The 24,467-nt window shown below is 71.2% G+C and carries 23 protein-coding genes; 15 read left to right on the top strand and 8 right to left on the bottom strand.

Annotation, left to right across the window (positions count from 1 at the left end; translation table 11 throughout):
* Window positions 1–140 precede the first annotated feature (140 nt).
* Both OG509_RS23950 and OG509_RS23945 read left to right on the top strand, forming a co-directional pair.
* Window positions 141–1,835, top strand: a complete 1,695-nt coding sequence (locus OG509_RS23950; RefSeq protein WP_406184527.1) for a chitinase — start codon at window positions 141–143, stop codon at window positions 1,833–1,835.
* Window positions 1,836–1,976: 141 nt separating this feature from the next.
* Entirely contained in the window at window positions 1,977–3,314 is a 1,338-nt protein-coding gene (locus OG509_RS23945; protein ID WP_406184525.1) for a M14 family metallopeptidase, read from the top strand.
* A gap of 70 nt (window positions 3,315–3,384) precedes the next feature.
* Here OG509_RS23945 and OG509_RS23940 read toward each other — a convergent pair whose 3' ends face one another.
* Both OG509_RS23940 and OG509_RS23935 read right to left on the bottom strand, forming a co-directional pair.
* Complete coding sequence (locus OG509_RS23940) at window positions 3,385–3,795, bottom strand: RidA family protein (protein ID WP_229336741.1); 411 nt, start codon at window positions 3,793–3,795, stop codon at window positions 3,385–3,387.
* On the bottom strand, window positions 3,792–4,565 hold the full coding sequence (locus OG509_RS23935; protein WP_406184524.1) for an IclR family transcriptional regulator: 774 nt from the start codon (window positions 4,563–4,565) through the stop codon (window positions 3,792–3,794). Before OG509_RS23935 ends, OG509_RS23940 begins: the two co-directional genes overlap by 4 nt.
* Before the next feature lie 155 nt (window positions 4,566–4,720).
* Here OG509_RS23935 and OG509_RS23930 point away from each other — a divergent pair, with 155 nt between their 5' ends.
* From OG509_RS23930 to OG509_RS23920, 3 genes are read left to right on the top strand one after another with little or no spacing between them, the layout of a single operon-like run.
* Window positions 4,721–6,001: an amino acid deaminase gene (locus OG509_RS23930; protein WP_406184523.1), complete on the top strand. Its 1,281-nt coding sequence runs from the start codon at window positions 4,721–4,723 to the stop codon at window positions 5,999–6,001.
* 14 nt (window positions 6,002–6,015) lie between these two features.
* Entirely contained in the window at window positions 6,016–7,587 is a 1,572-nt protein-coding gene (locus OG509_RS23925) for an amidohydrolase family protein (RefSeq protein WP_406184522.1), read from the top strand.
* A gap of 24 nt (window positions 7,588–7,611) precedes the next feature.
* Complete coding sequence (locus OG509_RS23920) at window positions 7,612–8,622, top strand: YdcF family protein (protein WP_406184520.1); 1,011 nt, start codon at window positions 7,612–7,614, stop codon at window positions 8,620–8,622.
* A gap of 19 nt (window positions 8,623–8,641) precedes the next feature.
* Here the strand turns inward: OG509_RS23920 and OG509_RS23915 are convergent, their stop codons facing one another.
* Window positions 8,642–9,211, bottom strand: a complete 570-nt coding sequence (locus OG509_RS23915; protein WP_406184518.1) for a GNAT family N-acetyltransferase — start codon at window positions 9,209–9,211, stop codon at window positions 8,642–8,644.
* Window positions 9,212–9,304: 93 nt separating this feature from the next.
* On the opposite strand from OG509_RS23915, the gene OG509_RS23910 reads away from it, so the two are divergent.
* Together OG509_RS23910 and OG509_RS23905 are read left to right on the top strand one after the other, a co-directional pair.
* Window positions 9,305–9,490 (top strand): hypothetical protein, encoded by a 186-nt coding sequence (locus OG509_RS23910; RefSeq protein ID WP_406184517.1) that lies wholly within the window; start codon window positions 9,305–9,307, stop codon window positions 9,488–9,490.
* A gap of 166 nt (window positions 9,491–9,656) precedes the next feature.
* Window positions 9,657–10,103, top strand: a complete 447-nt coding sequence (locus tag OG509_RS23905; RefSeq protein WP_406184516.1) for a nitroreductase family deazaflavin-dependent oxidoreductase — start codon at window positions 9,657–9,659, stop codon at window positions 10,101–10,103.
* Between the two features lie 36 nt (window positions 10,104–10,139).
* Here the strand turns inward: OG509_RS23905 and OG509_RS23900 are convergent, their stop codons facing one another.
* Complete coding sequence (locus OG509_RS23900; protein ID WP_406184515.1) at window positions 10,140–10,616, bottom strand: macro domain-containing protein; 477 nt, start codon at window positions 10,614–10,616, stop codon at window positions 10,140–10,142.
* A 94-nt stretch (window positions 10,617–10,710) separates the two neighbouring features.
* A complete protein-coding gene (locus OG509_RS23895) occupies window positions 10,711–10,947 on the bottom strand; it encodes a hypothetical protein (protein WP_406184513.1) in 237 nt (78 codons plus the stop codon).
* Window positions 10,948–11,300: 353 nt separating this feature from the next.
* On the opposite strand from OG509_RS23895, the gene OG509_RS23890 reads away from it, so the two are divergent.
* Window positions 11,301–12,512, top strand: a complete 1,212-nt coding sequence (locus OG509_RS23890) for a pyridoxal phosphate-dependent aminotransferase (protein WP_406184512.1) — start codon at window positions 11,301–11,303, stop codon at window positions 12,510–12,512.
* Between the two features lie 79 nt (window positions 12,513–12,591).
* Window positions 12,592–13,005, top strand: a complete 414-nt coding sequence (locus tag OG509_RS23885; protein ID WP_406184510.1) for a hypothetical protein — start codon at window positions 12,592–12,594, stop codon at window positions 13,003–13,005.
* Window positions 13,006–13,126: 121 nt separating this feature from the next.
* On the opposite strand, the gene OG509_RS23880 is transcribed toward OG509_RS23885, so the two are convergent.
* Window positions 13,127–13,558 (bottom strand): hypothetical protein, encoded by a 432-nt coding sequence (locus tag OG509_RS23880; RefSeq protein ID WP_406184508.1) that lies wholly within the window; start codon window positions 13,556–13,558, stop codon window positions 13,127–13,129.
* Between the two features lie 143 nt (window positions 13,559–13,701).
* Between OG509_RS23880 and OG509_RS23875 the strand changes: the two genes are divergently transcribed.
* The 4 genes from OG509_RS23875 to OG509_RS23860 are packed head-to-tail and all read left to right on the top strand — an operon-like array spanning window position 13,702 to window position 18,205.
* Window positions 13,702–14,787: a hypothetical protein gene (locus tag OG509_RS23875; RefSeq protein ID WP_406184507.1), complete on the top strand. Its 1,086-nt coding sequence runs from the start codon at window positions 13,702–13,704 to the stop codon at window positions 14,785–14,787.
* Window positions 14,788–14,800: 13 nt separating this feature from the next.
* Window positions 14,801–15,988 (top strand): toxic anion resistance protein, encoded by a 1,188-nt coding sequence (locus tag OG509_RS23870; protein ID WP_406184506.1) that lies wholly within the window; start codon window positions 14,801–14,803, stop codon window positions 15,986–15,988.
* Window positions 15,985–17,610: a substrate-binding and vWA domain-containing protein gene (locus OG509_RS23865; protein ID WP_406184505.1), complete on the top strand. Its 1,626-nt coding sequence runs from the start codon at window positions 15,985–15,987 to the stop codon at window positions 17,608–17,610. The genes OG509_RS23870 and OG509_RS23865 overlap by 4 nt, the downstream gene beginning before the upstream one ends.
* Window positions 17,597–18,205 (top strand): hypothetical protein, encoded by a 609-nt coding sequence (locus tag OG509_RS23860; protein WP_387282062.1) that lies wholly within the window; start codon window positions 17,597–17,599, stop codon window positions 18,203–18,205. The genes OG509_RS23865 and OG509_RS23860 overlap by 14 nt, the downstream gene beginning before the upstream one ends.
* A gap of 87 nt (window positions 18,206–18,292) precedes the next feature.
* Here the strand turns inward: OG509_RS23860 and OG509_RS23855 are convergent, their stop codons facing one another.
* Window positions 18,293–20,128: a phosphoenolpyruvate carboxykinase (GTP) gene (locus tag OG509_RS23855; RefSeq protein ID WP_406184504.1), complete on the bottom strand. Its 1,836-nt coding sequence runs from the start codon at window positions 20,126–20,128 to the stop codon at window positions 18,293–18,295.
* A gap of 211 nt (window positions 20,129–20,339) precedes the next feature.
* Here OG509_RS23855 and OG509_RS23850 point away from each other — a divergent pair, with 211 nt between their 5' ends.
* Window positions 20,340–21,020: a hemolysin III family protein gene (locus OG509_RS23850; protein WP_406184502.1), complete on the top strand. Its 681-nt coding sequence runs from the start codon at window positions 20,340–20,342 to the stop codon at window positions 21,018–21,020.
* A gap of 200 nt (window positions 21,021–21,220) precedes the next feature.
* Window positions 21,221–21,943 carry a hypothetical protein gene (locus OG509_RS23845; RefSeq protein WP_406184501.1) on the top strand — a complete coding sequence of 241 codons (723 nt, stop codon included), beginning with the start codon at window positions 21,221–21,223 and terminating at the stop codon, window positions 21,941–21,943.
* A gap of 76 nt (window positions 21,944–22,019) precedes the next feature.
* Here OG509_RS23845 and OG509_RS23840 read toward each other — a convergent pair whose 3' ends face one another.
* Window positions 22,020–24,443 carry a galactose oxidase-like domain-containing protein gene (locus OG509_RS23840; protein WP_406184500.1) on the bottom strand — a complete coding sequence of 808 codons (2,424 nt, stop codon included), beginning with the start codon at window positions 24,441–24,443 and terminating at the stop codon, window positions 22,020–22,022.
* Between the last annotated feature and the right edge of the window lie 24 nt (window positions 24,444–24,467).

The following is a 24,467-nucleotide window of genomic DNA, read 5'->3' as shown; positions in this document are numbered from 1 at the left end:
GACAGGGAGATTGGTCTGGACCAACTTGGGCCCAACGCGGCGACGCGCCGACGGGGTTCCCCCCACCCACGACCCCGGGTGCGTTCGTCCACCAGTTCCACCTCCCCCTTCACATCCCCTTCTCCCCCCACGGAGACCACGTGAACCGCATACGCTCGCTCGCCCTGCTGGGCGCCGCCACCCTGACCGCGGGCGGCCTGACCGCCCTCGCCACCGGCACCGCGCAGGCCGCCGACGTCAACGTCGTCCGCAACGGAGGCTTCGAGTCCGGTCTCGCCGACTGGACGTGCAGCTCCGGGAGCGGGGCCGTCGTCTCCTCGCCCGTCCACGCCGGGGCCGCCGCCCTCAAGGGCACCCCGGCGGGCCAGGACAGTGCGCAGTGCAGTCAGACCGTCACGGTCAAGCCGAACTCGACGTACACGCTCAGCGAGCAGGTGCAGGGCTCGTACGTATACCTCGGCGTGACCGGGACCGGCACGCAGGACGTGTCCACCTGGACCCCCGGCTCGGGCGGCGGCTGGCAGCAGCTCTCCACCACCTTCACCACGGGCGCGAGCACCACGCAGGTCACGGTGTGGACGCACGGCTGGTACGGGCAGCCCGCGTACGTCGTCGACGACTTCAGCGTCTTCGGCCCGGACGGGGGCGGCGGCACCGACCCCGGCCCGTCCGTCCCCGGCGCCCCGGGCGGGGCCGCCGTTTCCGGCCAGAGCGCGAGCGGGCTCACCCTTTCGTGGAACGCGGTCAGCGGGGCGAGCGGCTATTACGTCTATCAGGACGGAGTCCGCGTCAAGACCGTGTCCGGCTCCCCCGCCCAGATCACCGGGCTCGCCGCCGCCACCTCGTACTCCTTCCAGGTGAGCGCGTACAACGCGGCCGGCGAGGGCCCGAAGTCGGCGGCCGTGACCGGCACGACGACCGGCGGCGGCAACCCGAACCCGAACCCCTCGGTCCCCAAGCACGCCCTGACCGGCTACTGGCAGAACTTCGACAACGGCGCGACCGTCCAGAAGATCTCCGACGTCTCGGCCCAGTACGACATCATCGCGGTCTCCTTCGCCGACGCCACGACCACGCCCGGGGCCATCACCTTCAACCTCGACTCGGCGGGCCTCGGCGGCTACACCGTCTCGCAGTTCAAGGCCGACATCGCCGCGAAGAAGGCGGCCGGCAAGTCCGTCATCCTCTCCATCGGCGGCGAGAAGGGCACCATCTCGGTCAATGACCCGACCTCCGCGAACAACCTGGCGAACTCCGCGTACGCGCTGATGCAGGAGTACGGCTTCAGCGGGATCGACATCGACCTGGAGAACGGCCTCAACCCGACCTACATGACGCAGGCGCTGCGCTCGCTGTCCGCCAAGGCCGGCTCCTCGCTCGTCATCACGATGGCCCCGCAGACCATCGACATGCAGTCGACGGCGGGCGGCTACTTCAAGACGGCGCTGAACATCAAGGACATCCTGACCGTCGTCAACATGCAGTACTACAACAGCGGCTCGATGAACGGCTGCGACGGCAAGGTCTACTCGCAGGGCTCGGTGGACTTCCTCACCGCGCTGGCCTGCATCCAGCTGGAGGGCGGGCTCGACCCCTCGCAGGTGGGCATCGGCGTGCCGGCCTCGCCGAGCGGCGCGGGCAGCGGGTACGTCTCCCCGACCATCGTGAACAACGCCCTGGACTGCCTGGCCAGGGGCACGAACTGCGGGTCCTTCAAGCCGTCGAAGACCTACCCGGGGCTGCGCGGCGCGATGACCTGGTCGACCAACTGGGACGCCAAGGCGGGTAGCGCTTGGTCCAACTCGGTGGGTCCGAAGGTTCACGCCCTGCCCTAGGCGGTACGTGTGGGGGTGGCCGTCCCGGCGGGTGGCCGACCGGCGGATCTGGCCGGAATGGAGTTCTTGACCGGGACATGCCAGAAGAGCACGCTGTGCGCGTCCGCACGGCTACCCCCACACTCCCACCCAGGAGAACGCATGCGGCTCCACACCCGACGCAGGGCCGCCGTCACGGCGGCCCTGCTCGCTCTCGCGCTCGGCGCGCCCGCCTACGGCATGAGCGCGACGGCGGCCCCGCCGCCCACCCCCTCGACGGCCACCCAGGATGAGGCGATCGTCCAGTACGAGGTCAAGGGCCCGGCCACGGCGGCCGAGCGAACGGCCCTGCTCCGTACGGGCGTCTCGATCGACGAGGTCGACGCCCGCTCGGTCGTCGTCAGCGCCGACCCCCAGCAGGCCAAGGAGCTGCGGGCGCTCGGCTACAAGCTGACCGCCCTGCCCGGGCCGCCGGACCGCTCCGAGCGGGGGGTCGCGGCGAACCCGATGGACTTCCCGTCCAAGGACTCGATGTACCACAACTACGCCGAGGCCAACACGGAGATCGACCAGCGCATCGCCCAGTACCCCTCGATCATGAGCAAGAAGGTGATCGGGAAGTCGTACCAGGGCCGGGACATCGTCGCCATCAAGATCAGCGACAACGTCGCGACCGACGAGAACGAGCCCGAGGTGCTCTTCACGCACCACCAGCACGCCCGCGAGCACCTGACCGTCGAGATGGCGCTGTACCTGATCAAGGAGTTCGGCTCCAAGTACGGCACCGACTCGCGGATCACGAACATGGTCAACGGCCGCGAGATCTGGATCGTGCCGGACCTCAACCCGGACGGCGGCGAGTACGACATCGCGACCGGCTCGTACCGCTCCTGGCGCAAGAACCGGCAGCCGAACACGGGCTCCTCGTACGTCGGCACCGACCTGAACCGCAACTGGGACTACAAGTGGGGCTGCTGCGGCGGCTCCAGCAGCAGCAAGAGCTCCGAGACCTACCGCGGGGCGGCCGGCGAGTCGGCCCCCGAGGTCAAGGTGGTCGCGGACTTCGTGCGCAGCCGCGTGATCGGCGGCAAGCAGCAGATCACCGCCTCGATCGACTTCCACACGTACAGCCAGCTGGTGCTGTGGCCCTTCGGGTGGACGTACAACGACACCGCGCCGGGCATGACGGCGGACGACCTCGCCGTCTACAAGACCATCGGCACGAGCATGGCCCGCAGCAACGGCTACACGCCGGAGCAGTCGAGCGACCTGTACATCACGGACGGGACGATCGACGACTGGCTGTGGGGCAACCAGAAGATCTTCACGTACACCTTCGAGATGTACCCGTCCGAGTCCGGCAGCGGGGGCGGCTTCTACCCGCCGGACGAGGTGATCGAGCGCGAGACGGCGCGCAACCGTGACGCCGTGCTGCAACTGCTGGAGAACGCGGACTGCATGTACCGCTCGATCGGGAAGCAGGCGCAGTACTGCACGTGAGCCGACGGCACCGGCAGGGGCGCCCTACCGCCAGGGGGGCGCCCTTGTCGTGCCGCTCCGTGCGGCCGCCCTACCCGAGGACGGCGAGGGCGTCGATCTCGATGAGCAGGCCGGCGGGGAGGCCCACGTACACGGTGGTGCGGGCGGCCGGGGCCTCCTTCAGGCCCTGCTCCTCGAAGTACGCGTTGTAGAGGGCGTTCATCTCGGCGAAGTGGTCCGTGTCGGTCAGGTAGACGCGGATCATCATGACGTCGTCCCAGCCCGCGCCGCCGGCCTCCAGTACGGAGCGGACGTTCTCCAGGGTCTGGAGGGTCTGCTCGCGCAGGGTCGGGCCGGCGGGGGTCGGCGCCTGGCCGTCCACGTGCGGGAGGAAGCCGACCTGGCCGGCGACCTGGAGGATGTTCCCCTTGCGCACGCCGTGCGAGAAGCGGGCAGGCGGGGTGGTGTGGGTGTCGGGGGTGATGGCGGTCTTCTCGGTCACGGGGTGTCCTCGTCGTCGTGTGGGGCGTGCGGGGAGCCGGAGTACTCCCGGCTGATGGTGTCGGCGGTGCGCCGGACCAGGGGCAGCAGTTCGAGCAGTTCCCCGGCGGTGACGACCACGCTGGGCGCGGAGACGGACAGCGCGGCCACGGCCCGCCCGTCCGGCCCGCGCACGGGCGCGCCGAGGCAGTTGACGGACTCCTCGTGCCCGCCGAGATCGGTGGCCCAGCCCTGTTCCCGTACGAGGGCCAGCTCGCGCAGGAAGGCCTGCGCGTCGGGGGTGGAGCGGGCGGTGTAGCGGGGATAGTCGATGCGCTCGGCGAGGCTGCGCCGCTCGGCCTCGGGGAGGTCGGCGAGCAGCAGCTTCGCGACGGCGGCGACGGTGAGGGGGACGGGCCGGCCGATGCGGGAGTACATGCGGACGGGGTAGCGGCTCTCGACCTTGTCGATGTAGACGACCTCGTCGTCCTGGTGGAGCGCGAGGTGCACGGTGTGCCCGGTGAGGCGGTTGAGCTCGACGAGGTGCGGGTGGGCGACGGTGCGGACGTCGAGGTTCTCCACGGCCTCGGCGGCGAGCGCGAAGAGCCGGGAGCCGAGGCGGTAGCGGCCGTCGGGCTGGCGGTAGACGAAGCCGTGCTCGTGCAGGGTGCGCAGGAGGCGCAGGGCGGTGCTCTTGTGGACGCCGAGCTCCTCGGCGACCTCGCCGAGCCCTGCCGGACCCTTGGCCAGCAGCGGCAGGATCCGCAGCGCCCGCTCCACCGACTGGCTCACGCCGTCTCCCTTCGCCCCGCCGCCGCCCGCTGCGCGGGGCCGGCGGAACCCGTACGCACGGCCGGGCGTTGACCCCTCGTACGCAGGATGCTAGACAGCAAGCGGCACAACACGCAACGCACGTTGCAGCAGATGCAACGCGAGGAGGAATCCGCATGGGCAGCGACGCAGTCCGACGGCTCGCCGACGAACCGGTCGACCACCGGTTCAAGGGGCTGCCGCCCGACGCCGAGCAGGCGAACCTCACCGTCAGCCAGCTGGCCGCCGAGAAGCGGGACCTCTACGGCGGCGGGTTCACCACCCCCGTCCTCACGCTCGACGCCGAGGCGCTGGAGCACAACCTCACCGCGCTCGGCACGTACGCCGCCCGCCACGGCCTCGCCTTCGCCCCGCACGGCAAGACCTGCATGGCACCGCAGCTCTTCCGGCGCCAGCTCGACCACGGCGCCTGGGGCATCACCGCCGCCGTCCCCCACCAGGCCCGCGTCTACCGCGCCTTCGGCATCCAGCGGATCTTCCTCGCCAACGAGCTCGTCGACCCGGCGGCGCTGCGCTGGGTGGCCGCCGAGCTCGCCGCCGACCCCGGCTTCCGCTTCGTCTGCTACGTCGACTCCGTGCGCGGGGTCCAGCTCATGGACCGGGCCCTGCAGGGGCAGCCCCAGGTCGTCGACGTCGTCGTCGAGCTCGGGGCCGGCGAGGGCGCCCGTACCGGCGCGCGGACCGACGAGGACTGCCGGGCCGTCGCCGACGCCGTGGCCGAGGCCGCCGGCCTGCGCCTCGTCGGCATCGCCGGGTACGAGGCCGAGGTACCCGGCGCCGACCCGGAGTCCGTCCACGCGTACCTGCGCCGGCTCACGGCGCTGGCCGTCGAGTTCGACCGGGCCGGCCGGTTCGCCGCCGACCTGGAGGAGATCGTCGTCAGCGCCGGCGGATCCGCCTGGTTCGACGCCGTCGCCGACGTGTTCGCCGAGCTCCCGGAGCTGTCCCGGCCCGTACTGCGGCTGCTGCGCTCCGGTGCGTACGTCTCCCACGACCACGGCTGGTACACCCGCCTCACCCCCTTCAACCGGGTCCCGGAGGAGGGCGGCCTGCGCCCCGCGTTCCGGCTCTGGACCCAGGTCGTCTCCCGCCCCTCCCCCACCCAGGCCTTCGTCAACGCAGGCAAGCGCGACATCGCGTACGACCTCGGCCTGCCCGAGGCGGAGCTGGTCCGCGACGCCCTGACCGGCGAGGAGCGCCCGGCCACCGGGGTCCGCGTGGTCAAGCTCTCCGACCAGCACGCCTGGCTGGAGACCGACGCCGCCGACGACGTGAACGTCGGCGACTGGGTGGCGCTCGGCATGTCCCACCCCTGCACGATCTTCGAGAAGTGGCCGCTGATCCCGGTCGTCGAGGCCGACGGCACGGTCACCGACTACGTCCGCACCTTCTTCTAGCGGAGCCGGGGCCGGTGGACCTGGTCATCCGCGGGGCCCGCGTCGTCGACGGCACGGGCGGGCCCTCGTACACCGCCGACGTGGGCGTTCACGAGGGCCGGATCGCCGAGATCGGCCGGATCCGCTCCGGCGGCCGCCGCACCGTCGACGCGTACGGGCTCGCCCTGGCTCCCGGCTTCGTCGACATGCACGCGCACAGCGATCTCGCCCTGCTCCGCGATCCGGACCACAGCGCCAAGGCCGCGCAGGGCGTGACCCTCGAAGTCCTCGGCCAGGACGGGCTCTCGTACGCGCCCGTCGACGACCGCACCCTCGCCGAGGTGCGGGCGGCCATCACCGGCTGGAACGGCGCGGGCGAGGACGTCGAGTTCGACTGGCGGGACGTGGGCGGGTACCTGGACCGGCTCGACCGCACCGGCATCGCCGTCAACGCCGCGTACCTCGTGCCGCAGGGCACCGTCCGCGCGCACGCCCTCGGCTGGGGCGACCGCCCCGCGACCCCCGCCGAGCTCGACCGGATGCGCACGCTCGTCGCCGAGGGCCTCGCCCAGGGCGCGGTCGGCATGTCCTCGGGGCTCACGTACACCCCCGGCATGTACGCGTCGGGCGCCGAACTGACGGAACTGTGCCGGGTGGTGGCCTCGTACGGCGGCTACTACTGCCCGCACCACCGCAGTTACGGGCGCGGTGCGCTCGGCGCGTACGCCGAGATGATCGCCCTGGCCCGGGAGGCCGGCTGTGCGCTGCACCTCGCGCACGCCACCATGAACTTCGCGGAGAACGAGGGCCGGGCGGGCGAGCTGCTCGCCCTCCTCGACGAGGCCCTCGCCGCCGGGGCCGACATCAGCCTCGACTCGTACCCGTACACCCCCGGCTGCACCACCCTCGTGGCGCTGCTGCCCGGCTGGGCGAACGAGGGCGGGCCCGAGGCCGTGCTCGCCCGGCTGCGCGACGACGGCGAGGCCGAGCGGATCCGGTACGCGCTGGAGGTGACCGGGGCGGACGGCTGCCACGGCGTCCCGGTGGACTGGGCGACGATCGAGGTCGCGGGGACGGCGGACCCGGCGCACGGGGCGTACGTGGGCACGCGCCTGCGGGACTGGGAGGCGGCCCGGCGGCTGCTGCTGGCGGACCGGCTGGGGCCGACGATCCTCCAGCACGTCGGGCACGAGGAGAACGTCCGGGCGATCATGCGCCATCGGGTGCACACCGGCGGATCCGACGGCATCCTCCAGGGCGCGAAACCGCATCCGCGGGCGTACGGGACCTTCCCGCACTACCTCGGCCACTACGTGCGCGAGCTCGGGGTGCTCTCGCTGGAGGAGTGCGTGGCCCGTCTGGCGGGCCGTCCGGCGGCCCGACTGCGGCTGCCGGACCGGGGGTTGGTGCGTGCCGGGTACCGGGCCGATCTCGTGCTCTTCGATCCGGAGACGGTCGCGGCCGGGTCGACGTACGAGAACCCGCGCGTGCTGCCGGCCGGGATCCCGCACGTGCTGATCGACGGCCGGTTCGTGATGCGGGACGGGCGCAGGACGCAGGTCCTGGCGGGGCGGTCGGTCCGCAGGACGCCGTACGGGGGCCGTTGAGCCCGTCCGCCTACGATGGGCGGCATGCTCGCCTTTGTCCCCGCCGCGCTGTTTTTCGTCCTCTTCTGCGTGAGTGTGCGGGAGGACCGCCGGCGCTTCCGGAACGCGGTCCTCCTGGGCCTCACCCTCATGTGCGGGTCGATCGGCCTGCTGTTCCAGATACCTGAACTGCCGTCACCCCTGGACGCGATCGCGGTGCTGCTGGTGCTGGTCGTGCCGACGCTCGGCACGCTCGTCCTGGGCGGCTACCTGATCCGCAACGGCCTGACGATGGTCCGCAAGGAGGGGCGCAGGCCGACCAATCTGCTGTCCATGGCGGCGGGCCTGGGGATCTTCGCGCTGATCGCACTGGTCCTCGGTGTGGCGGGGCGGGGCTCCCGGGTCGTGGACACGATGGTGGCGGGCCTGGTCATGCTCGTCGGCTACGTCTCCTTCATCTTCCTCTGCTTCCTGGCGTACGCCTTCCTGTACGGGCGGATCACGGTCCGCGGCGACGTCGACTACGTGGTGATGCTGGGCTCCGGGCTCATCTGCGGCGAGCGGGTGTCCCCGCTGCTGGCCTCACGGCTGGAGAAGGGCCGGCAGATCCACGCCGCCCAGGTGGCCCGCGGCGGGCGCACGCCGCTGCTGCTGGTCTCGGGCGGACAGGGCTCGGACGAGAAGCTCTCGGAGGCGCGGGCGATGGCCGACTGGCTGATCGCGCGGGGCGTCCCGGAGGAGCGGATACGGCTGGAGGACCGCTCGCGCACGACGAAGGAGAACCTCGCGTTCAGCCGCACGATCATGGCCGACGCGGACCCCGGCTACCGGTGCGTGGTCGTCACCAACAACTTCCACGCGTTCCGGGCGGCGATGACGGCCCGCACGGCCGGTGTCAACGGCCAGGTGCTCGGCTCCCCGACCGCCACGTACTTCTGGCCGAGCGCCACCCTCCGCGAGTTCGTCGCGGTGTTCTGGGAGCACAGGACGGTGAACCTGAGCATCTGCGCGGGGATAGTGGCCGTGACGGCGCTGGCGGCGATCGCCTCGGCGTAGGCGGCGCGCGCCGGGAAGGTCAGAGGCCGCGCTCGCGCACGTGCACGTGCCCGTCGTGGGGATAGGCGGGCGGCTCCGCGGCCAGGATCCCGGTCAGTGCGTACCCGCACTTCTGCGCGACGCGGCAGGACGCCGGGTTGTCCACTTGATGCAGGAGCTCCAGGCGCTCCAGCCCCTGGCCGCCGAAGGAGGCGAAGGCCCAGTCGGTCAGCGTCCGCAGAGCGCGCGGTGCCACGTCCCGGCCGCGGGCAGGGGCGGCCGTCCAGTAGCCGACCTCGGCGGACGCGGCGCCGGGAGCGGCGCCCTTGAGGACCACCTGACCCAGTACCCGCCCCTCGTCCCCGTCCGCCCGGGGCTCCACGACGGCGAAGGCGAAGCGGTCGCCCGTTTCCCATCCCCGCCGCTGGTCGCGGACCCACTGCGCCGCGCTCGCCTCGTCGTGGACGGTGGCGCTCGCCCAGCGGCGCAGGGCGGCGTCCCGGTACGCCTCGACGAGGTCGCCGGTGTCGGCCTGCCGCCAGGGACGCAGCAGGAGGGCGGGGGCGGTCGGCGTCGCGGCGGTCTCCAGGCGGGAAGCGATCTTGTCCATGGGGGGAGGGTACGAGTCCGAGGTGCGTTCATGGAGATGTCGCCGGAGGATGAGGGAACCAGGTGGGCATTGCATTTCCGAGGAGGTATCCCGATGGACAGTGAATCGGGCCAGCAGCCCAGTCGGCCGACCAAGTTCTTCAGCGGCGGGGAACGGCCGTACGACCCCGAGGACCTCGTGATGGTGCAAGGCATGGAGCCGACTCCGGAGCGGCTCGAGAAGGCGCGCCAGCTGATCGAGAAGGAGGGTCCGCAGGTCATCGAGCGCTACCTCCCCTAGCCGGGGCGGTGGCGCGGCAAAGAGCTGCTGGTGGCCCCGGCCTGGGGCGGTGTCCCCGGGCCGGGGCCGCACATCGTCTGGACGGGTGTCCGCCGGAGGCCGGCCGCATCCAGGGGCCGAGAAGGATCGTTGAGTCCCGCGGGGGCCCTGATTCGGAGGCACCGCCATGCAGACGATCACCATCGACTGGGAACACCCCACCGACCCCCGCCAGAGCCGCGAACGCGACCACGTACAGGACTACGTGACCACCGGCGGGCTCGACGGCCACCTGTGGCACGGGGTCCCCACGCTCCTGCTCACCACGCTCGACCGCGCCACGGGCCGGACCTTCCGGACCCCGCTGATCTACGTCGAGGACGCGGGCCGCCACATCGTGCTCGCGGCCCACTGGGGCGCCGCGGAGCACCCGGCCTGGTACCGGAACCTGACCACGCACCCGGAGGTCCGCCTCCAGGTCGGCGCGGCCGTCTTCCGGGCCACGGCCCGCACGGCCTGCCCGGCGGAGCGCGAGGTCTACTGGCCGGCGATGACGGCCCTGTGGCCCCTCTTCGACGACTACCAGGCCTCCGCCTCCCCCCGCGAGATCCCCCTGGTGGTCATCACCCCGTAGCCCCGGCGGCGCCCCCGCCCCTGCCCGCGCCCGCGCTCAGGCGTGGTCGTAGACGGTCACGGCCACGTCCCGGGCGCACAGGGCACCGGTGATCAGCGGTTCGACGCGGGACCACTTCCCGCCGGCCAGGCCGCAGCCGATGCGGGGCATGTGGACCGAGGCCTCCAGCGCGAGCGCGTGCCCGCCGAGTGCCGCCAGGCAGCGCTCCAGCGCGTCGTAGCGGATCGGCGGGCCGTCGCTGCCCGTGCGTATGCCGCGCTGGGCGACCATGTTGGCCACCCAGGTGTCCGGCCGCACCTGGACGAGCTGGACCGCGCCGAGCCCGAAGTCGTTGCCGCTGCGGCGCCGGTGCCAGGCCCGGAACTCCTTCTCGGGCTCGGGCCAGCGCTTCGAGAGCGCCAGCACGAAGCCCTTGCCCCAGCCGCCGATGTCGTTGCAGACGTGCCCGATGATCTTCGGGCCCTTGGCCTGCGGGCTGGTCGCGTCCCCAACCATGATGCGGAGTTGCTTCACGGTCCGCCCCTTTCCCCCACCCACGACCCTACGGGCGCCCACTGACAACGGCGCCGGGGCCCGGACCGGGGTCCGGGCCCCGGCCCGCGGCCGGTCACAGGTACTCGCGGGCGAATTCCATCGCCCATTCCACCGCCGCGATCGGGACGCTCCCCGACAGGGGGTCGATGGTCAGCCGGGCGGCCTCCCAGCCCTGGTCGTGCTCGCGGTGGATCGCGAAGTGCGCCTCCTCGCCGCACTCGGCGCCCTCGCCGCCGTCCCCGCTCCGCGGTGCGACCAGGAACTCGATCGCCCGGTCGTCGCCGTCCGTGCCCACCGTGCTGATCGTCATGTCCCCGACCATGAATTCCACCGCTCCGCCCCGCCTTCCCGCGCCTGCGACCGCCCGTCGAAGGCCAGCCTGCGCCGCGGCGGCGCCGTGACGCATGAGTGCGCGTACTCATGCCCGTACTCAGGCCCCGTACGCGCCTTCCGTACGCACACCCCGACGTGACGAGTGCAACACCAGGGATCCGGCTCCGCCCCGGGTCCACCCATTCCGCAGGTCGCGGCGGCGGCGCGGCCGCCGTTTCCAAGGGCGGACCGGGCCCCCACCGTCCCATCATGCGAAACAGGACATATCCCTCCTGCGTTCCCGCCCCGAATACCTCGGCGGACCGGCCGCCCGGCCCGTAAGCTCCCGTCATGCAGGTGATCCAGTCAACGAAACTCGCCAACGTCTGCTACGAGATCCGCGGGCCCGTGCTCGAAGAGGCCATGCGGCTCGAAGCAGCAGGTCATCGCATCCTCAAGCTGAACACCGGCAACCCCGCGGCCTTCGGCTTCGAGTGCCCGCCGGAGATCCTTGAGGACATGCTCCGCAACCTGGGCAACGCCCACGGGTACGGGGACGCGAAGGGGCTGCTCTCCGCGCGCCGCGCGGTCATGCAGCACTACCAGACCAAGGGCATCGAGCTGGACGTCGAGGACATCTACCTCGGCAACGGCGTCTCCGAGCTGATCCAGATGTCGATGCAGGCACTGCTCGACGACGGCGACGAGGTGCTGGTCCCGGCGCCGGACTACCCGCTCTGGACCGCCTCCGTCAGCCTGGCCGGCGGCACCGCCGTGCACTACCGCTGCGACGAGCAGTCCGACTGGATGCCGGACCTCGCCGACATCGAGCGCAAGGTCACCGACCGCACCCGCGCGATCGTGATCATCAACCCGAACAACCCGACCGGCGCCGTCTACGACGACGAGATGCTGCGCGGGCTGACGGACATCGCGCGCCGCCACAACCTGATCGTCTGCTCCGACGAGATCTACGACCGCATCCTCTACGACGGCACCACGCACACCAACACCGCCGCCATCGCGCCCGACCTGCTGACCCTCACGTTCAACGGGCTGTCCAAGAACTACCGCGTCGCCGGCTACCGGGCCGGCTGGATGGCGGTCTGCGGCCCCAAGAAGCACGCCTCGTCGTACATCGAGGGCCTGACGATCCTGGCCAACATGCGGCTGTGCGCGAACATGCCCTCGCAGCATGCCGTCGCGACCGCCCTCGGCGGCCGGCAGTCGATCAACGACCTGATCCTCCCGGGCGGACGACTGCTGGAGCAGCGCGACACGGCGTACGACCTGCTGACGCAGATCCCCGGCATCACCTGCGTGAAGCCGAAGGGCGCGCTGTACCTGTTCCCGAAGCTGGACCCGGCCGTCTACAAGATCAAGGACGACCGGCAGATGGTCCTCGACCTGCTGCGGGCCGAGAAGATCATGGTGGTCCACGGTACGGGCTTCAACTGGTCCGAGCCGGACCACTTCCGCATCGTGACGCTGCCGAACGCCAAGGATCTGGCGGACGCGGTGACCCGGATCGGCAAGTTCCTGGACGGATACGGCCAGCACTAGGCACTCGATACCGGATCAAGGACAACTTTAGAACCAATCCAATGTAGGATGGCCTCCTGACCAAGCAGGAGGCCTCCTCATGTACGAGCCGATCCGCACGAAGTCGGTCGTCCACCGTGTGGGCGGCCACCACTCCGACAGCCACGCGGGGTACCCGCACAGCAGCCGCGCCGAGGCGCTGGACATCCAGCTCGCCGGGCACCTGGCGGCCCTGCTCACCGTCACCGACGAGCTCGGCCAGGGCGGCGCCGCCGCACGGATCGCCGCGCAGGTGGCGCGGCTGCGCGGCGCCGACCCGGCGCGGGCGCCGCGCGCCGACATCGCGGGTGCCGCCGAACTCCTCGCCCTCCACCAGCGGGCCCATGACCTCGCCGGCCGCGCGCTGGTCGTCGCCGCGTCCCGCGCCGACACCACCGTCGCGATCCTCGCCGCCGAGCGCATGGACGCGCATGCCGCCGCCCTGGCCTCACGGGACCTGGCCGGCAGCCTCTGATCGGCCCCGGTCCGGGGCCGCGGAGGCTCCGGACCGGGTGCCATTGCCCTGGCCGGGCTTGCCATGGGTTCCGGCTCGGCCGCCCCGCCGAGTGCGGGTGTGCTGCTGCGCGGGGCTGGAATCAGCCGGCCGGGCTCGATTCGAACTCCGCCGCTGCGACCCCGCACCAGGGGGTCGTCGCCGGGGGCCAGATCGGGCCCAGCGCTTCCGCGTGTTCCGTCGCGCCCGGGGCCACGCCCGGGAGTTTGACCAGGGCCTGCGGCGGGCGGGCGGCCGGGTCCGGGTCCGGGTGCGCCTTCTCGCGGAACTCGACCGTCACCACGTAGGCGCCCGTGCCCTCGGGGCGGCCCGAGACCTCCACCGTCGCCACCACGCGGCGGCTGCCGGGGTCGATCCGGCAGCCGGTGACCCGTACGTCCTCCACCGCCGGTCGCGGCGGCGCCGCGCCCGGCTCGCCGCTGGCCCACACGTACAGGCCCAGCGGGGCGAACACCAGCAGGCCGGCCAGGACCGTCAGGCCGACCGCCCAGCCCTGCCACTTCAACGCGCTCACGCCCATGGGACGATCCTCCCGGCCTGCCGCCCCGCCTGCCAGCACCGGCCGATCCACACAGCATTTCGAAGTGGGACCGCCTGGACACCTGACGTTCATTCAATTTCGCGCGGAATGTGGGTTTCCGCGAGCACGCTGCACCCGTGAGACGCATCCTAGGTATCGCCCTGGCGGTCCTCCTCCTCGGCGGCGTGGTCGCCGTCGTGCTCGCCGGAGGAGAGAAGACCCCACCCACGGCAACGAAGACCGTGAAAGGCGTCATCGGATCCGAGAAGTCCGAATTCTTCCGCGACCCCGACGTCGTCAAAGCCCTGGCCGACAAGGGCTACACCGTGAAGACCGAAACGTCCGGCTCCTGGGCGATGGACCAACTCGCCCTCAAGGACTTCGACTTCGCCTTCCCCAGCAGCAGCGAGCCCGCCCCGGAGATCGAGGCCGCGGCCGGTGTCAAGGGCGCCCAGACCACCAAGCCCTTCTTCTCCCCGCTCGTGGTCATCGCCCGCGCCAACGCCGCCAAGGTGCTCGCCGACAACAGCCTCGCCAAGATGACCGGCAAGAACTCGGGGACCCTCCTCATGGGCCCCTACCTCAAGGCCGCCGCCGAGGACCGCAACTGGCAGGACCTGTCCGGCTCCGCCGCCTTCACCGAGCTGACCGGCAGGGTGTACATCAAGACCACCGACCCGGCGACGTCCAACTCCGGGGCGCTGTTCCTGGCCGCCACCTCGAACGTCGCCAACGACAAGACCGTGGTCTCCGACGACGCCGGGATCGACCGGACGGCGCCCCTGATGCAGAAGCTGATCCGCGTCCAGGGCGCCCTGGAACCGAGCACCGACGACCCGTTCCGGGCCTTCATCTCCGGCAGCGGCGAGCCGCTCATCCTCGCGTACGAGTCGCAGGTGGCCTCGCTGCTCCAGCAGAAGCCCGGAACGGGGGCCGCCGACGGCATGGTCGTGCTCTACCCGGACACCACCGTCAACTCCCCGCACACCTTCGTGCCGATCAGCGAGAACGCCAAGGAGCTCGGCTCCCTCCTCGCCAACGACCCGAAGCTGCGCGAGCTGGCCGTCCGGCACGGGTTCCGGCCGCAGAACGGCGTGCCCGAGTTCACCGCGGCCACCGCCGCGCACGCCGCGTACCTCAACCCGGAGCTGACCGGCATCCGCCAGGTCAGCGCACCGACCGTCAAGATCCTCATGGCGCTTGCCGCGCGCGCCAAGGGCTAGGGGGAGCACGTACATGACTCTGACACCACCGCAGGACAGCCCGCTCGTCCTCACCGCCCCCGAGCCCGTCGCCCCCGTACGGCGGGAGCAGGCCTCGGGCCTGGTCCCGCTCCAGGACGAGGTGCGCGACGAGATGGCCCGCCGGGCCGGGGAGTACGTCGGCTCGCTCGCCGGGATCGACACCCGCTCCCCCGAGTTCGCGAGCCGCATCGGGGAGGTATCCGGGCTCGGCGCCGGCGAGATCCGCAGCGCCGCCCAGCAGTCCAACCGGATGCTGGAGCGGGCCGTACGGTCGCTGGGCTCCGACGGGGGCGGCGACGCCCAGGCCCGCGTCGCGGGCTCCCTCGTCGAACTGCGCCGCACCGTCGAGGACCTCGACCCGCGGGACACGCCCGCCAAGGGGGCCCGCAAGCTGCTCTCGAAGCTGCCCGGCGGCAACAGGTTCCGCGACCACGTGGCCAAGTACGCCTCCTCGCAGACCACGCTCAACACCATCGTGGGCGCGCTGCGCAGCGGCCAGGACGAGCTGCGCCGCGACAACGCGGCCCTGCACACCGAGCGGGCCCGCCTGTGGGAGACCATGGGCAAGCTCCAGGAGTACGCCGTCCTCACCGAGGCCCTGGACGCGGCGGTGGAGGAGCGGATCGCCGAGACCGGGCACACCGACCCGGCGTCGGCCGACGTGATGCGCGCCGACCTGCTCTTCCCGGTCCGGCAGAAGCACCAGGACCTGCTGACGCAGCTGGCGGTGTGCGCGCAGGGCTACCTGGCGATGGACGTGGTCCGGCGCAACAACGACGAGCTGATCAAGGGCGTCGACCGGGCCGCCACCACCACCGTGTCCGCGCTGCGGATCGCCGTGATGCTGGCCTCGGCCCTCGAAAACCAGCGCAAGGTGATCGAGCAGGTCAACGCCCTGAAGGGCACCACCGAGGAGCTGATCCGGGGCAACGCGGACATGCTGTCCACGCAGAGCGGCGAGATCCAGCGGATCGCGGCCGACCCGGCGGTGGGCGCGGAGACGCTGCGTACGGCCTTCGCGCAGATCTACAAGACGCTGGACGCGATCGACACGTTCAAGGCGCAGGCGACCGAGAACATGGCCGCCACCGTCGAGTCCCTGACCGGGGAGCTCCGGACCGCCTCGGCCTACCTGGCCCGTACGCGCACCTCCGGTGTGCTGGAGGGTGGGGAGCGATGAGCATCCGCAGCGTGCGTACCGCATCGGTGCGCAGACGGCTCGCCGCGGCCGTCGCGCTCGCCGCGACCCTCCTCGGGGCCTCCGCCTGCGACGCCGGCTCTCCGGACACGGCGAAGCCGACCGGGTCGAAGTACCAGGAGGGCAAGCTGCGCGTGCTGGCCTCCAGTGAACTGGCCGACATGGAGCCGGTGCTGAAGGCGGCGAAGGAGGCCACCGGGGTCAGCGTCGAGCTCACCTGGTCCGGCACCCTGGACGCGGCCGAGCAGGTCGCCTCGGGGAAGGCCGACGGCAAGTACGACGCCATCTGGCTGTCCTCCAACGACTATCTGCGGCTGCGCCCCGAGGCCGCCGGGAAGCTCAGCAGCGAGACGCCGGTGATGTCCTCACCGGTCGCGCTTGGAGTACGGGCGGACGCGCTGGCCCGGCTCGGCTGGAAGCCGGAGGAGGTGACCTGGTCGGCGGTGCACGAGGCCGTCGCCGCCGGGAAGCTGTCGTACGGGATGACCGATCCGGTGCGCTCCAACTCCGGGTTCTCCGCGCTGATCTCGGTGGCCTCCGGGCTGTCGGGCGCGCAGGCGGCGCTGACCGACGCGGACGTGAAGACGGCGCAGCCCAAGCTGAAGGAGTTCTTCGCCGGGCAGAAGCTGACCTCGGGCTCCTCCGGCTGGTTGGCCACCGCGTACGCCAAGCGCGGGGACGTGGACGCGCTGGTGAACTACGAATCGGTGCTGCTGTCCGTGAACCGGGACGCGAAGGCGGGCCTGACGGTGATCCGGCCGCGCGACGGGGTGGTCACCGCCCACTATCCGCTGACCCTGCTGACCTCGGCCCCGGCCGGGGCCCGCGAGTCGGGGCGGGCGCTGACCGACTACCTCAGCGGCGCCGAGGCGCAGAAGGCGATCACCGAGAAGACCTTCCGCCGGCCGGTCGCGGCCGGGGTGCAGCCGGCGGCCGGGCTGAACGCGGACAAGCGGCGCGAGCTGCCGTTCCCCGGCACCCGGTCGGTCGCGGACGGGCTGCTGGCCTCGTACGAGAACGAGCTGCGCCGGCCCTCGCGGACGGTGTACGTGCTGGACACCTCGGGCTCGATGGCCGAGGAGGACCGTATCGGGCGGCTGCGGTCGGCGCTCACCGAGCTGACGGGGACGGGTGACTCGGGGACCGGGCAGCGGTTCCGGGACCGCGAGGAGGTGACACTCCTGCCGTTCGGCGACAAGGTGAAGAAGGTGCTGACGCACGTCGTCGAGCCGGGCAATCCCGGGCCCGCGCTGGACGCGATCCGGGGCGATGTGACGTCGCTCCAGCCGGAGGGGGGCACGGCGGTGTACGGCAGTCTGAAGGCCGCGTACGAGCACCTGGGCCAGGGCAACGCGGACGCGTTCACCTCGATCGTGCTGATGACGGACGGGCAGAGCGGCGACAAGGCGAAGGACTTCGACTCCTTCTACGCCGGGCTGCCGGACGCGCAGAAGCACACGCCGGTCTTCGCGGTGCTGTTCGGTGACTCGGACCGCAAGGAGCTCGCCCACATCACCGAACTGACCGGCGGGCGGCTCTTCGACGCCACCGGCGGCAACGGTTCGCTGGACGGGGCCTTCGAGGAGATCCGTGGCTACCAATAGGGTGCTCGGCTGGCTGGAGTCGAAGAAGAACCTGGTGGGCAGCGCCTGCGGGATGGTCGGGCTGGGCCTGACCGTCACCGGGGTGGCGGGCACGTACTGGCCGGTGGTCGTGGCCGGGCTGTACGGCGCGGGCGCGCTGATCGCCCCGCCGGAGCGGCCGGCGCCGCCCGAGCCCCGGGGGCCCTCGCAGCAGCTGGACGACATACGGGAGCGGTTCGGCCGGCTGCGGGAGTACGTGGCCGAGGTGGACCTGCCGGATCCGGCCGAGGGCCGGCTCGCGGAGCTGATGGAGCTGTACGGGGCGCTGCTGGAGCCGGGGTGGGTGGCCGATGTCCTGGCCGCCGACCCGGAGTCGGTGCACGCGCTGTCGCGGGCGATCGAGCTGGACGTGCCGGAGTGCGTGGACACGTACAACCGGACGCGCTGGTGGACCCGGCTCACGCCCGGCGGGGAGTCGCCCGAGCGTCACCTCGAACGGCAGCTTTCGCTGCTGTACGAGGAGGCGGAACGCCTGACGGCGGACCTCCGCGAAGCAGAGGCCCGCCGTCAGCAGACGCACACGACCTACCTGGAGGAGCGCGGACAACACTCCTGACAGGGATTTCGGCCGGTGCTGCGGTGGGAACCGCTTGGTCGGGGGCTCCCACACTCAGGTGCCCGGAGCTTGCTCCGGACAGGTCTTTCAGCCCAGGCGCTCGACGAGCGCGTGGTACTGGTCCCACAGCTCCTTGGGAGTGTGGTCGCCGTAGGTGTTCAGGTGCTCGGGGACCAGGGAGGCCTCGTCGCGCCAGACCTCCTTGTCGACGGTGAGCAGGAAGTCCAGGTCCGCCTCGGGGAGGTCCAGGCCGTCCAGGTCGAGGGAGTCCTTGGTCGGCAGGATGCCGATGGGGGTCTCGATGCCGGCGGCCTTGCCGTCGAGGCGCTCGACGATCCACTTCAGGACGCGGCTGTTCTCGCCGAAGCCGGGCCACACGAACTTGCCCGCGTCGTTCTTGCGGAACCAGTTCACGTAGTAGATCTTCGGGAGCTTGGACTGGTCCTTGCCCTTGGCCACGTCGACCCAGTGGCCCATGTAGTCGCCCATGTTGTAGCCGCAGAACGGCAGCATGGCGAACGGGTCGCGGCGCAGCTCGCCGACCTTGCCCTCGGCGGCGGCGGTCTTCTCGGAGGCGATGTTCGAGCCGATGAAGACGCCGTGGTTCCAGTCGAAGGACTCGGTGACCAGCGGGACGGCGGAGGCGCGGCGGCCGCCGAAGAGGATCGCGGAGATCGGGACGCCCTTGGGGTCCTCCCACTCGGGGGCGATCGTCGGGCACTGGGAGGCCGGGACGGCGAAGCGGGCGTTGGGGTGGGCCGCCGGGGTCTCGGACTCCGGGGTCCAGGCGTTGCCCTTCCAGTCGATGAGGTGCGCGGGCGCCTCTTCGGTCATGCCCTCCCACCAGACGTCGGAGCCGTCCGGGGTGAGCGCGACGTTGGTGAAGACGGTGTTCGCGTACATCGTCTTCATGGCGTTGGCGTTGGTGTGCTCGCCGGTGCCGGGGGCGACGCCGAAGAAGCCGGCCTCGGGGTTGATCGCGTACAGGCGACCGTCCTCGCCGAAGCGCATCCAGGCGATGTCGTCGCCGATGGTCTCGACCGTCCAGCCGGGGATCGTGGGCTCCAGCATGGCCAGGTTCGTCTTGCCGCAGGCGCTCGGGAACGCGGCGGCAAGGTACGTCGGAGATTCAGCCTCACCCTGCGGCGGGGTGAGCTTGAGGATCAGCATGTGCTCGGCGAGCCAGCCCTCGTCGCGGGCCATGACGGACGCGATGCGCAGGGCGTAGCACTTCTTGCCGAGCAGGGCGTTGCCGCCGTAGCCGGATCCGTACGACCAGATCTCGCGGGTCTCCGGGAAGTGCGAGATGTACTTGGTGGTGTTGCAGGGCCACGGCACGTCGGCCTGGCCCTCGGCGAGCGGAGCGCCGAGGGTGTGGACGGCCTTGACGAAGAACCCGTCGGTGCCGAGCTCGTCGAGGACGGCCTTGCCCATGCGGGTCATGGTGCGCATGGCGACGGCGACGTAGGCGGAGTCGGTGATCTCGACGCCGATCGCGGAGAGCTCGGAGCCGAGCGGGCCCATGCAGAAGGGGACGACGTACATCGTCCGGCCCTTCATGGAGCCGCGGAAGATACCTTCCTGCCCGGCGAAGATCTCCCTCATCTCGCCCGGGGCCTTCCAGTGGTTGGTCGGGCCCGCGTCCTCCTCCTTCTCGGAGCAGATGAAGGTCCGGTCCTCGACGCGCGCGACGTCGGAGGGGTCGGAGGCGGCGTAGTACGAGTTGGGTCGCTTGCCCTCGTCCAGCTTCTTGAACGTGCCCTTGGCGACGAGCTCCGCGCACAGGCGCTCGTACTCGGCCTCGGAGCCGTCGCACCAGACGACCCGGTCGGGCTGGGTGATCGCTGAGATCTCGTCCACCCAGGAGATCAGCTCCTGGTGGGTCGTCGGGACAGAAAGGGGAGCCGCGTTCTCGCGCGCCACGATTGCTCCTTGAAGAGGGGTTTGTTTGGTGTTTGCCCCGTGGGGGCTGCGACCCGGATGCTTCGCGCTCCGCTCATCCGGTGCCGACCGCACTCATCTGATCATCCGGTGCGTGTGCGCATATGTCCAGGGGGCCTCTCACGTGAGCATCGCCACTCCCGTCAATCTTCCGTAAAGCGCACTAACGGAAACCTACGGACCCGTAGGTAGCATGGCGGCCATGACTTCTGACGCCGCCGCCGCTCCGGCCGCACCGGAGGCCAAGCCGCTGATGCGTGGCTGGCTGCACACCGGGATGTTCCCTGCCGTGGTCGTCGCGGGCCTGGTGCTGATGGCCTTCACCGAGTCGACGCGGGCGCGGGTGGCGTGCGGGGTGTACGTCCTCACGGCCTGCCTGCTGTTCGGCGTCAGCGCCGTGTACCACCGCGGCACCTGGGGTCCGCGGGGCGAGGCCATCCTGCGGCGTCTCGACCACGCCAACATTTTTCTGATCATCGCAGGGACCTATACCCCGCTGACGGTGCTCCTGCTCCCGCCCTCCACCGGACGGACGCTCCTGTGGGCGGTGTGGATCGCCGCCGCGGCCGGCATCGCGTTCCGCGTCTTCTGGGTCGGCGCCCCGCGCTGGCTGTACACCCCCTGCTACATAGCGATGGGCTGGGCAGCGGTCTTCTTCCTCCCCGACTTCCTGCGCACCGGCGGCATCGCCGTCCTGGTCCTGGTGATCGTCGGCGGGCTCCTCTACAGCGCCGGCGGCGTGATCTACGGGATCAAGCGCCCTAACCCCTCCCCCCGCTTCTTCGGGTTCCACGAGGTCTTCCACTCCCTGACCCTGGCCGCCTTCGTGGCCCACTACGTCGGCATCTCGCTCGCCGCGTACGGGCACGCGTAGAGCGCGGGCCGCTCCCCGGGCGAGCTGCCCGGGCACGGCGTATGGTCGAAAAAGAGGGGGGTCCGCGCGGCGGCCTGCTGGGGCCGCGCCCTCGTGGCAGGCACCTGCCTCAGCGGCGCCACTTGTCCTCAAGGGCGACGTGTCCGGGCAGGTCCGGCCAGGCCGACGCGGCCAGTTGCGTCAGGCACCAGAGGAACCCCATGAACCGGCACCTTCGTTTCGCATGCCTCGCGTCCCTCACCGTTTCCGCACTCGCTCTGGGATCGACCGGCGCGCTCGGCGCCCCGGGCTCCACGACCGCGGTCCCGACGGCAGGAGCCTGTGCCCTGGTCAAGGGCACGCCCACTGCGGACAACAAGCCCACCTTCGACCTGAAGCTCTCCGGCTTCGGCGGCGGAGCACGCGTGATCATTTCCGATGGCACGCACCGGCAGGAGGTCAGGGTGGCGTCCAACGGCAAGTTCGTCGACGATGACGTCAAGTTCGCCACCTACCAGGTCAAGCAGAAGCACGGCGGCGCGTCCGTGCAGTGCACGTCGGTGGCCAAGGAGGACACCACCAAGCCGGACGCCACGAAGCCGGTCGACGTCACCTCGGCGAGCGCCCGCTACCTCGGCAAGACGGGCGACGTACCGTGCATCATCGTCTCCGGGGGCCTCGTGCCGGCGTTCGGCGGCACGATCACCGCGGCCGGCCCCGGAACGGTCAAGTACCGCTGGGTCCGCAGCGACGGATCCGTCTCCGGCGTCCTGCCCCTGACCTTCACCGAGGCGGGAACCAAGGACGTCCCCCTGATGCGTTGGGACGGCGTCGCGCTCCAGGGGACCGACAAGTTCTCCGGATCGGCCCAGATCACGATCGTCGGCGACGACACGAAGTCGAACCGCGCGGAGGTCACCCTCAACTGCGTCATACCGAAGTAGGCCGGGCAGAGCCCCCGCCCGCGCGGTGAGCGCGGGCGGAGGGCCGTATCCCGGGGCTTGGGGAGTGTCTTACGGCTTAGCCGCAGGCATTGCCGTCGCCGTCCGGGTCCAGGCGCAGCGGGTCACTTCCGTTGACTTTCATGCGCTTCGGGTACTGGTGGGAGGCCAGCCAGTCGCAGCGGGCCTTCGTCGTCTCCTTCACCTCCGCCGGGAACTTCGTCGGCACGCACTGGCTCGCCGTGCCGTAGTGCCGGTCGCAGCCGGCCACGCTCGGGGCGACCGGCACCGAGTCCCGCTTCCCGGGGTTCTGCTGCGGGGCCGCCTGCGGTGCGTCCGCGAACTCGTGGACGTGCGGGGACGGGGCCTCCTCCGTGGCCGCGAGCGCCGAAGCACCGCCCAGGTGCACCCAGGTCGCCACCGACGGGACGCCGTTCGCGTCGACCCCGAAGAGCATGTACCAGCCGGGCGGTGCCAGGTTCGGGTTGCTGGTGACGTTCAGGTCCACGGTCGTGTTGTTCACCACCGACAACGGCAGGTCCACGTAGCGCTGGTTCGGGTCCGAGGAGTGCGTGACCGCCGCCGGGCGGATCAGCTCCGCCTTGGCGATCGGCCGGTCGACGGTGATCCGCTGCGTGTCCCCGTACACCCACTGCGTGTCGATCACCGAGGTGAGCTTCGGGCGCGCGCCCTTGAAGAGGTACGGCGGGGTGTAGATCGACACGTTGTTGTTGTACGTGCCGTTGCCCGGGTTGTCGCCGACCGTCATGACCCGCCCGTCGGGCAGCAGGAAGGCGCCCGAGTGGTACGTCCGCGGGATCGGGTCGGCCGGCAGTCCGGCCTTGTAGGTGTTGGTCACCGGATCGAAGAACGAGGCCTCGTACACCGGGTCCGCCCGGTCGTGCAGCCCGCCGCCCGTCTCCAGCACCTTGCCGTCCGGCAGCAGTACGGCCGACACGTACATCTTGCCCTCGGCCCCGGTCTGCGCCCTCCTGACCCCGCCCACGTCGACCAGCCCCTGCGGCAGGTCCGGCCCGGCGGTGTACGCGGGGCTCGCCGCCTTGAGGTCGATCAGCTCGGTGAGCCGGTTCGCCGCCGGGTTCGACTCGTTGTTGCCGCCGCCGATCGTCAGGACCCGCTGGTCCTGGGCGGGCGGCAGCAGCACGCTCGCGGACTCGTCGCGCTCGTCCTTCTTGCGGAGCCCGGGCACGTCCGTGATCGTGTTCGCGTTGTAGTCGTAGATCGACGCGCCGCTGCCCTGCGTGCCGTTGCCGAAGGTGTGGCTGCCCGAGTAGAAGAGCCGCCCGTCCTGCATCAGGATCATCGACGGGTACAGGCCCCAGTACGACCAGGTCTGGTTGACCTCGTTCATCGGCAGCCACTTGCCCTGCGCCGCCGAGAACTTCTCCGCGGTGACGTTGCCCGTCGAGTCCTCCTTCAGACCGCCGAAGGAGATCACGTCGCCGTTGCCGAGGACCGTCGCCGACGGGTACCAGTGCCCGCCGTTCAGGTCGTTGGTCTTCGTGTACGCCTCGGTCGCCGGGTCGAAGACGTAGGAGTCCTTCAGCCCCTGGTAGCCGATCTTGCCGTCGGCGGACGGGTACCCCTTGTTGCCGCTCATGACCAGCACCCGGCCGTCCGACAGCTGCACGTGGCCCGAGCAGAACATGTCCACCGGCGTCGGGATCGTCTTGAAGGACCCGTTCGCCGGGTCGTACACGGCCGAGGTGAACGTGCCCGCGTTGAACTGCGCGATGTCGTTGCCCGAGCCCGCGATCAGCAGCACCTTGCCGTTCTTCAACACCACCGCGTGCATCGAACGCACCGGGTTCTTGGCGGGGATCACCTCCCACTTGCCCTTGGCGCACTCGTCGGGCGTGCCCGTGCAGGTGGGCTGCGGCGGGGCCGCGCCCACCTCCTCCAGCGCGTAGTCGTCGGTGGTGAGCGTGCCCACCCCGTAGACCGAGAGCCCCCACGTGATCTTGTCGGTGCCGGGCGGGACGGCGGGCGTACGGACCTCCGTGCGCGCCCATCCGGCGCTGACCGGCGGATTCTGCAGGTCGGTCCAGTACTGCCAGCCCGCGGTGGTGTCGTGGCGGAACACGGTCACCGACACGTCCGGGGTGTTCGACTTGTACCAGGCGGACAGGTCGTACTGCTTGCCCGGTACGACGGTGGGCGCGCAGGTGGTGTTCTCGGTGACGAGCGCCTTGCGGTCGCCGCTGAGGCGGCGGGTGAGCGAGACCTTCATGGCCTTGGTGCCGCTGTGCGCGTCGGCGACGGTGGCGTAGGTGAAGTCGTTGTCGCCCCAGCCGGACTTCTCCCAGCAGGACGGCATGTCCTCGCCGGGTGCGCCGGCGGTCTCGAATCCGGAATTGGTGAGCAGATTGGGCGGTCCGGCCGTGGCCTGCTGCGGTGCGGTGAGCAGCAGGCCCGCGGTCATCGCCCCGACGGCGGCCAGGGCGGCGCGCCGCCCGGCCTTCCGCCGGATGTTCGCTGGCATGGACGAGTTCCCTTCTGTTCTGTG

Source organism: Streptomyces sp. NBC_01006 (assembly GCF_045162725.1).
In the GTDB taxonomy this organism is placed as follows: Bacteria; Actinomycetota; Actinomycetes; order Streptomycetales; family Streptomycetaceae; genus Streptomyces.
The sequence above is the reverse complement of the archived record's forward strand: the minus strand, read 5'-3'. Positions and strand labels throughout refer to the sequence as shown.

Bases quoted from the DNA above. Each gene is read 5' to 3' on its own strand.
- OG509_RS23945 (WP_406184525.1), top strand. From the start codon at position 1,977: ATGCGGCTCCACACCCGACGCAGGGCCGCCGTCACGGCGGCCCTGCTC.
- OG509_RS23930 (WP_406184523.1), top strand. From the start codon at position 4,721: ATGGGCAGCGACGCAGTCCGACGGCTCGCCGACGAACCGGTCGACCAC.
- OG509_RS23920 (WP_406184520.1), top strand. From the start codon at position 7,612: ATGCTCGCCTTTGTCCCCGCCGCGCTGTTTTTCGTCCTCTTCTGCGTG.
- OG509_RS23915 (WP_406184518.1), bottom strand. From the start codon at position 9,211: ATGGACAAGATCGCTTCCCGCCTGGAGACCGCCGCGACGCCGACCGCC.
- OG509_RS23910 (WP_406184517.1), top strand. From the start codon at position 9,305: ATGGACAGTGAATCGGGCCAGCAGCCCAGTCGGCCGACCAAGTTCTTC.
- OG509_RS23905 (WP_406184516.1), top strand. From the start codon at position 9,657: ATGCAGACGATCACCATCGACTGGGAACACCCCACCGACCCCCGCCAG.
- OG509_RS23895 (WP_406184513.1), bottom strand. From the start codon at position 10,947: ATGACGATCAGCACGGTGGGCACGGACGGCGACGACCGGGCGATCGAG.
- OG509_RS23890 (WP_406184512.1), top strand. From the start codon at position 11,301: ATGCAGGTGATCCAGTCAACGAAACTCGCCAACGTCTGCTACGAGATC.
- OG509_RS23885 (WP_406184510.1), top strand. From the start codon at position 12,592: ATGTACGAGCCGATCCGCACGAAGTCGGTCGTCCACCGTGTGGGCGGC.
- OG509_RS23870 (WP_406184506.1), top strand. From the start codon at position 14,801: ATGACTCTGACACCACCGCAGGACAGCCCGCTCGTCCTCACCGCCCCC.
- OG509_RS23865 (WP_406184505.1), top strand. From the start codon at position 15,985: ATGAGCATCCGCAGCGTGCGTACCGCATCGGTGCGCAGACGGCTCGCC.
- OG509_RS23850 (WP_406184502.1), top strand. From the start codon at position 20,340: ATGGCGGCCATGACTTCTGACGCCGCCGCCGCTCCGGCCGCACCGGAG.
- OG509_RS23845 (WP_406184501.1), top strand. From the start codon at position 21,221: ATGAACCGGCACCTTCGTTTCGCATGCCTCGCGTCCCTCACCGTTTCC.
- OG509_RS23840 (WP_406184500.1), bottom strand. From the start codon at position 24,443: ATGCCAGCGAACATCCGGCGGAAGGCCGGGCGGCGCGCCGCCCTGGCC.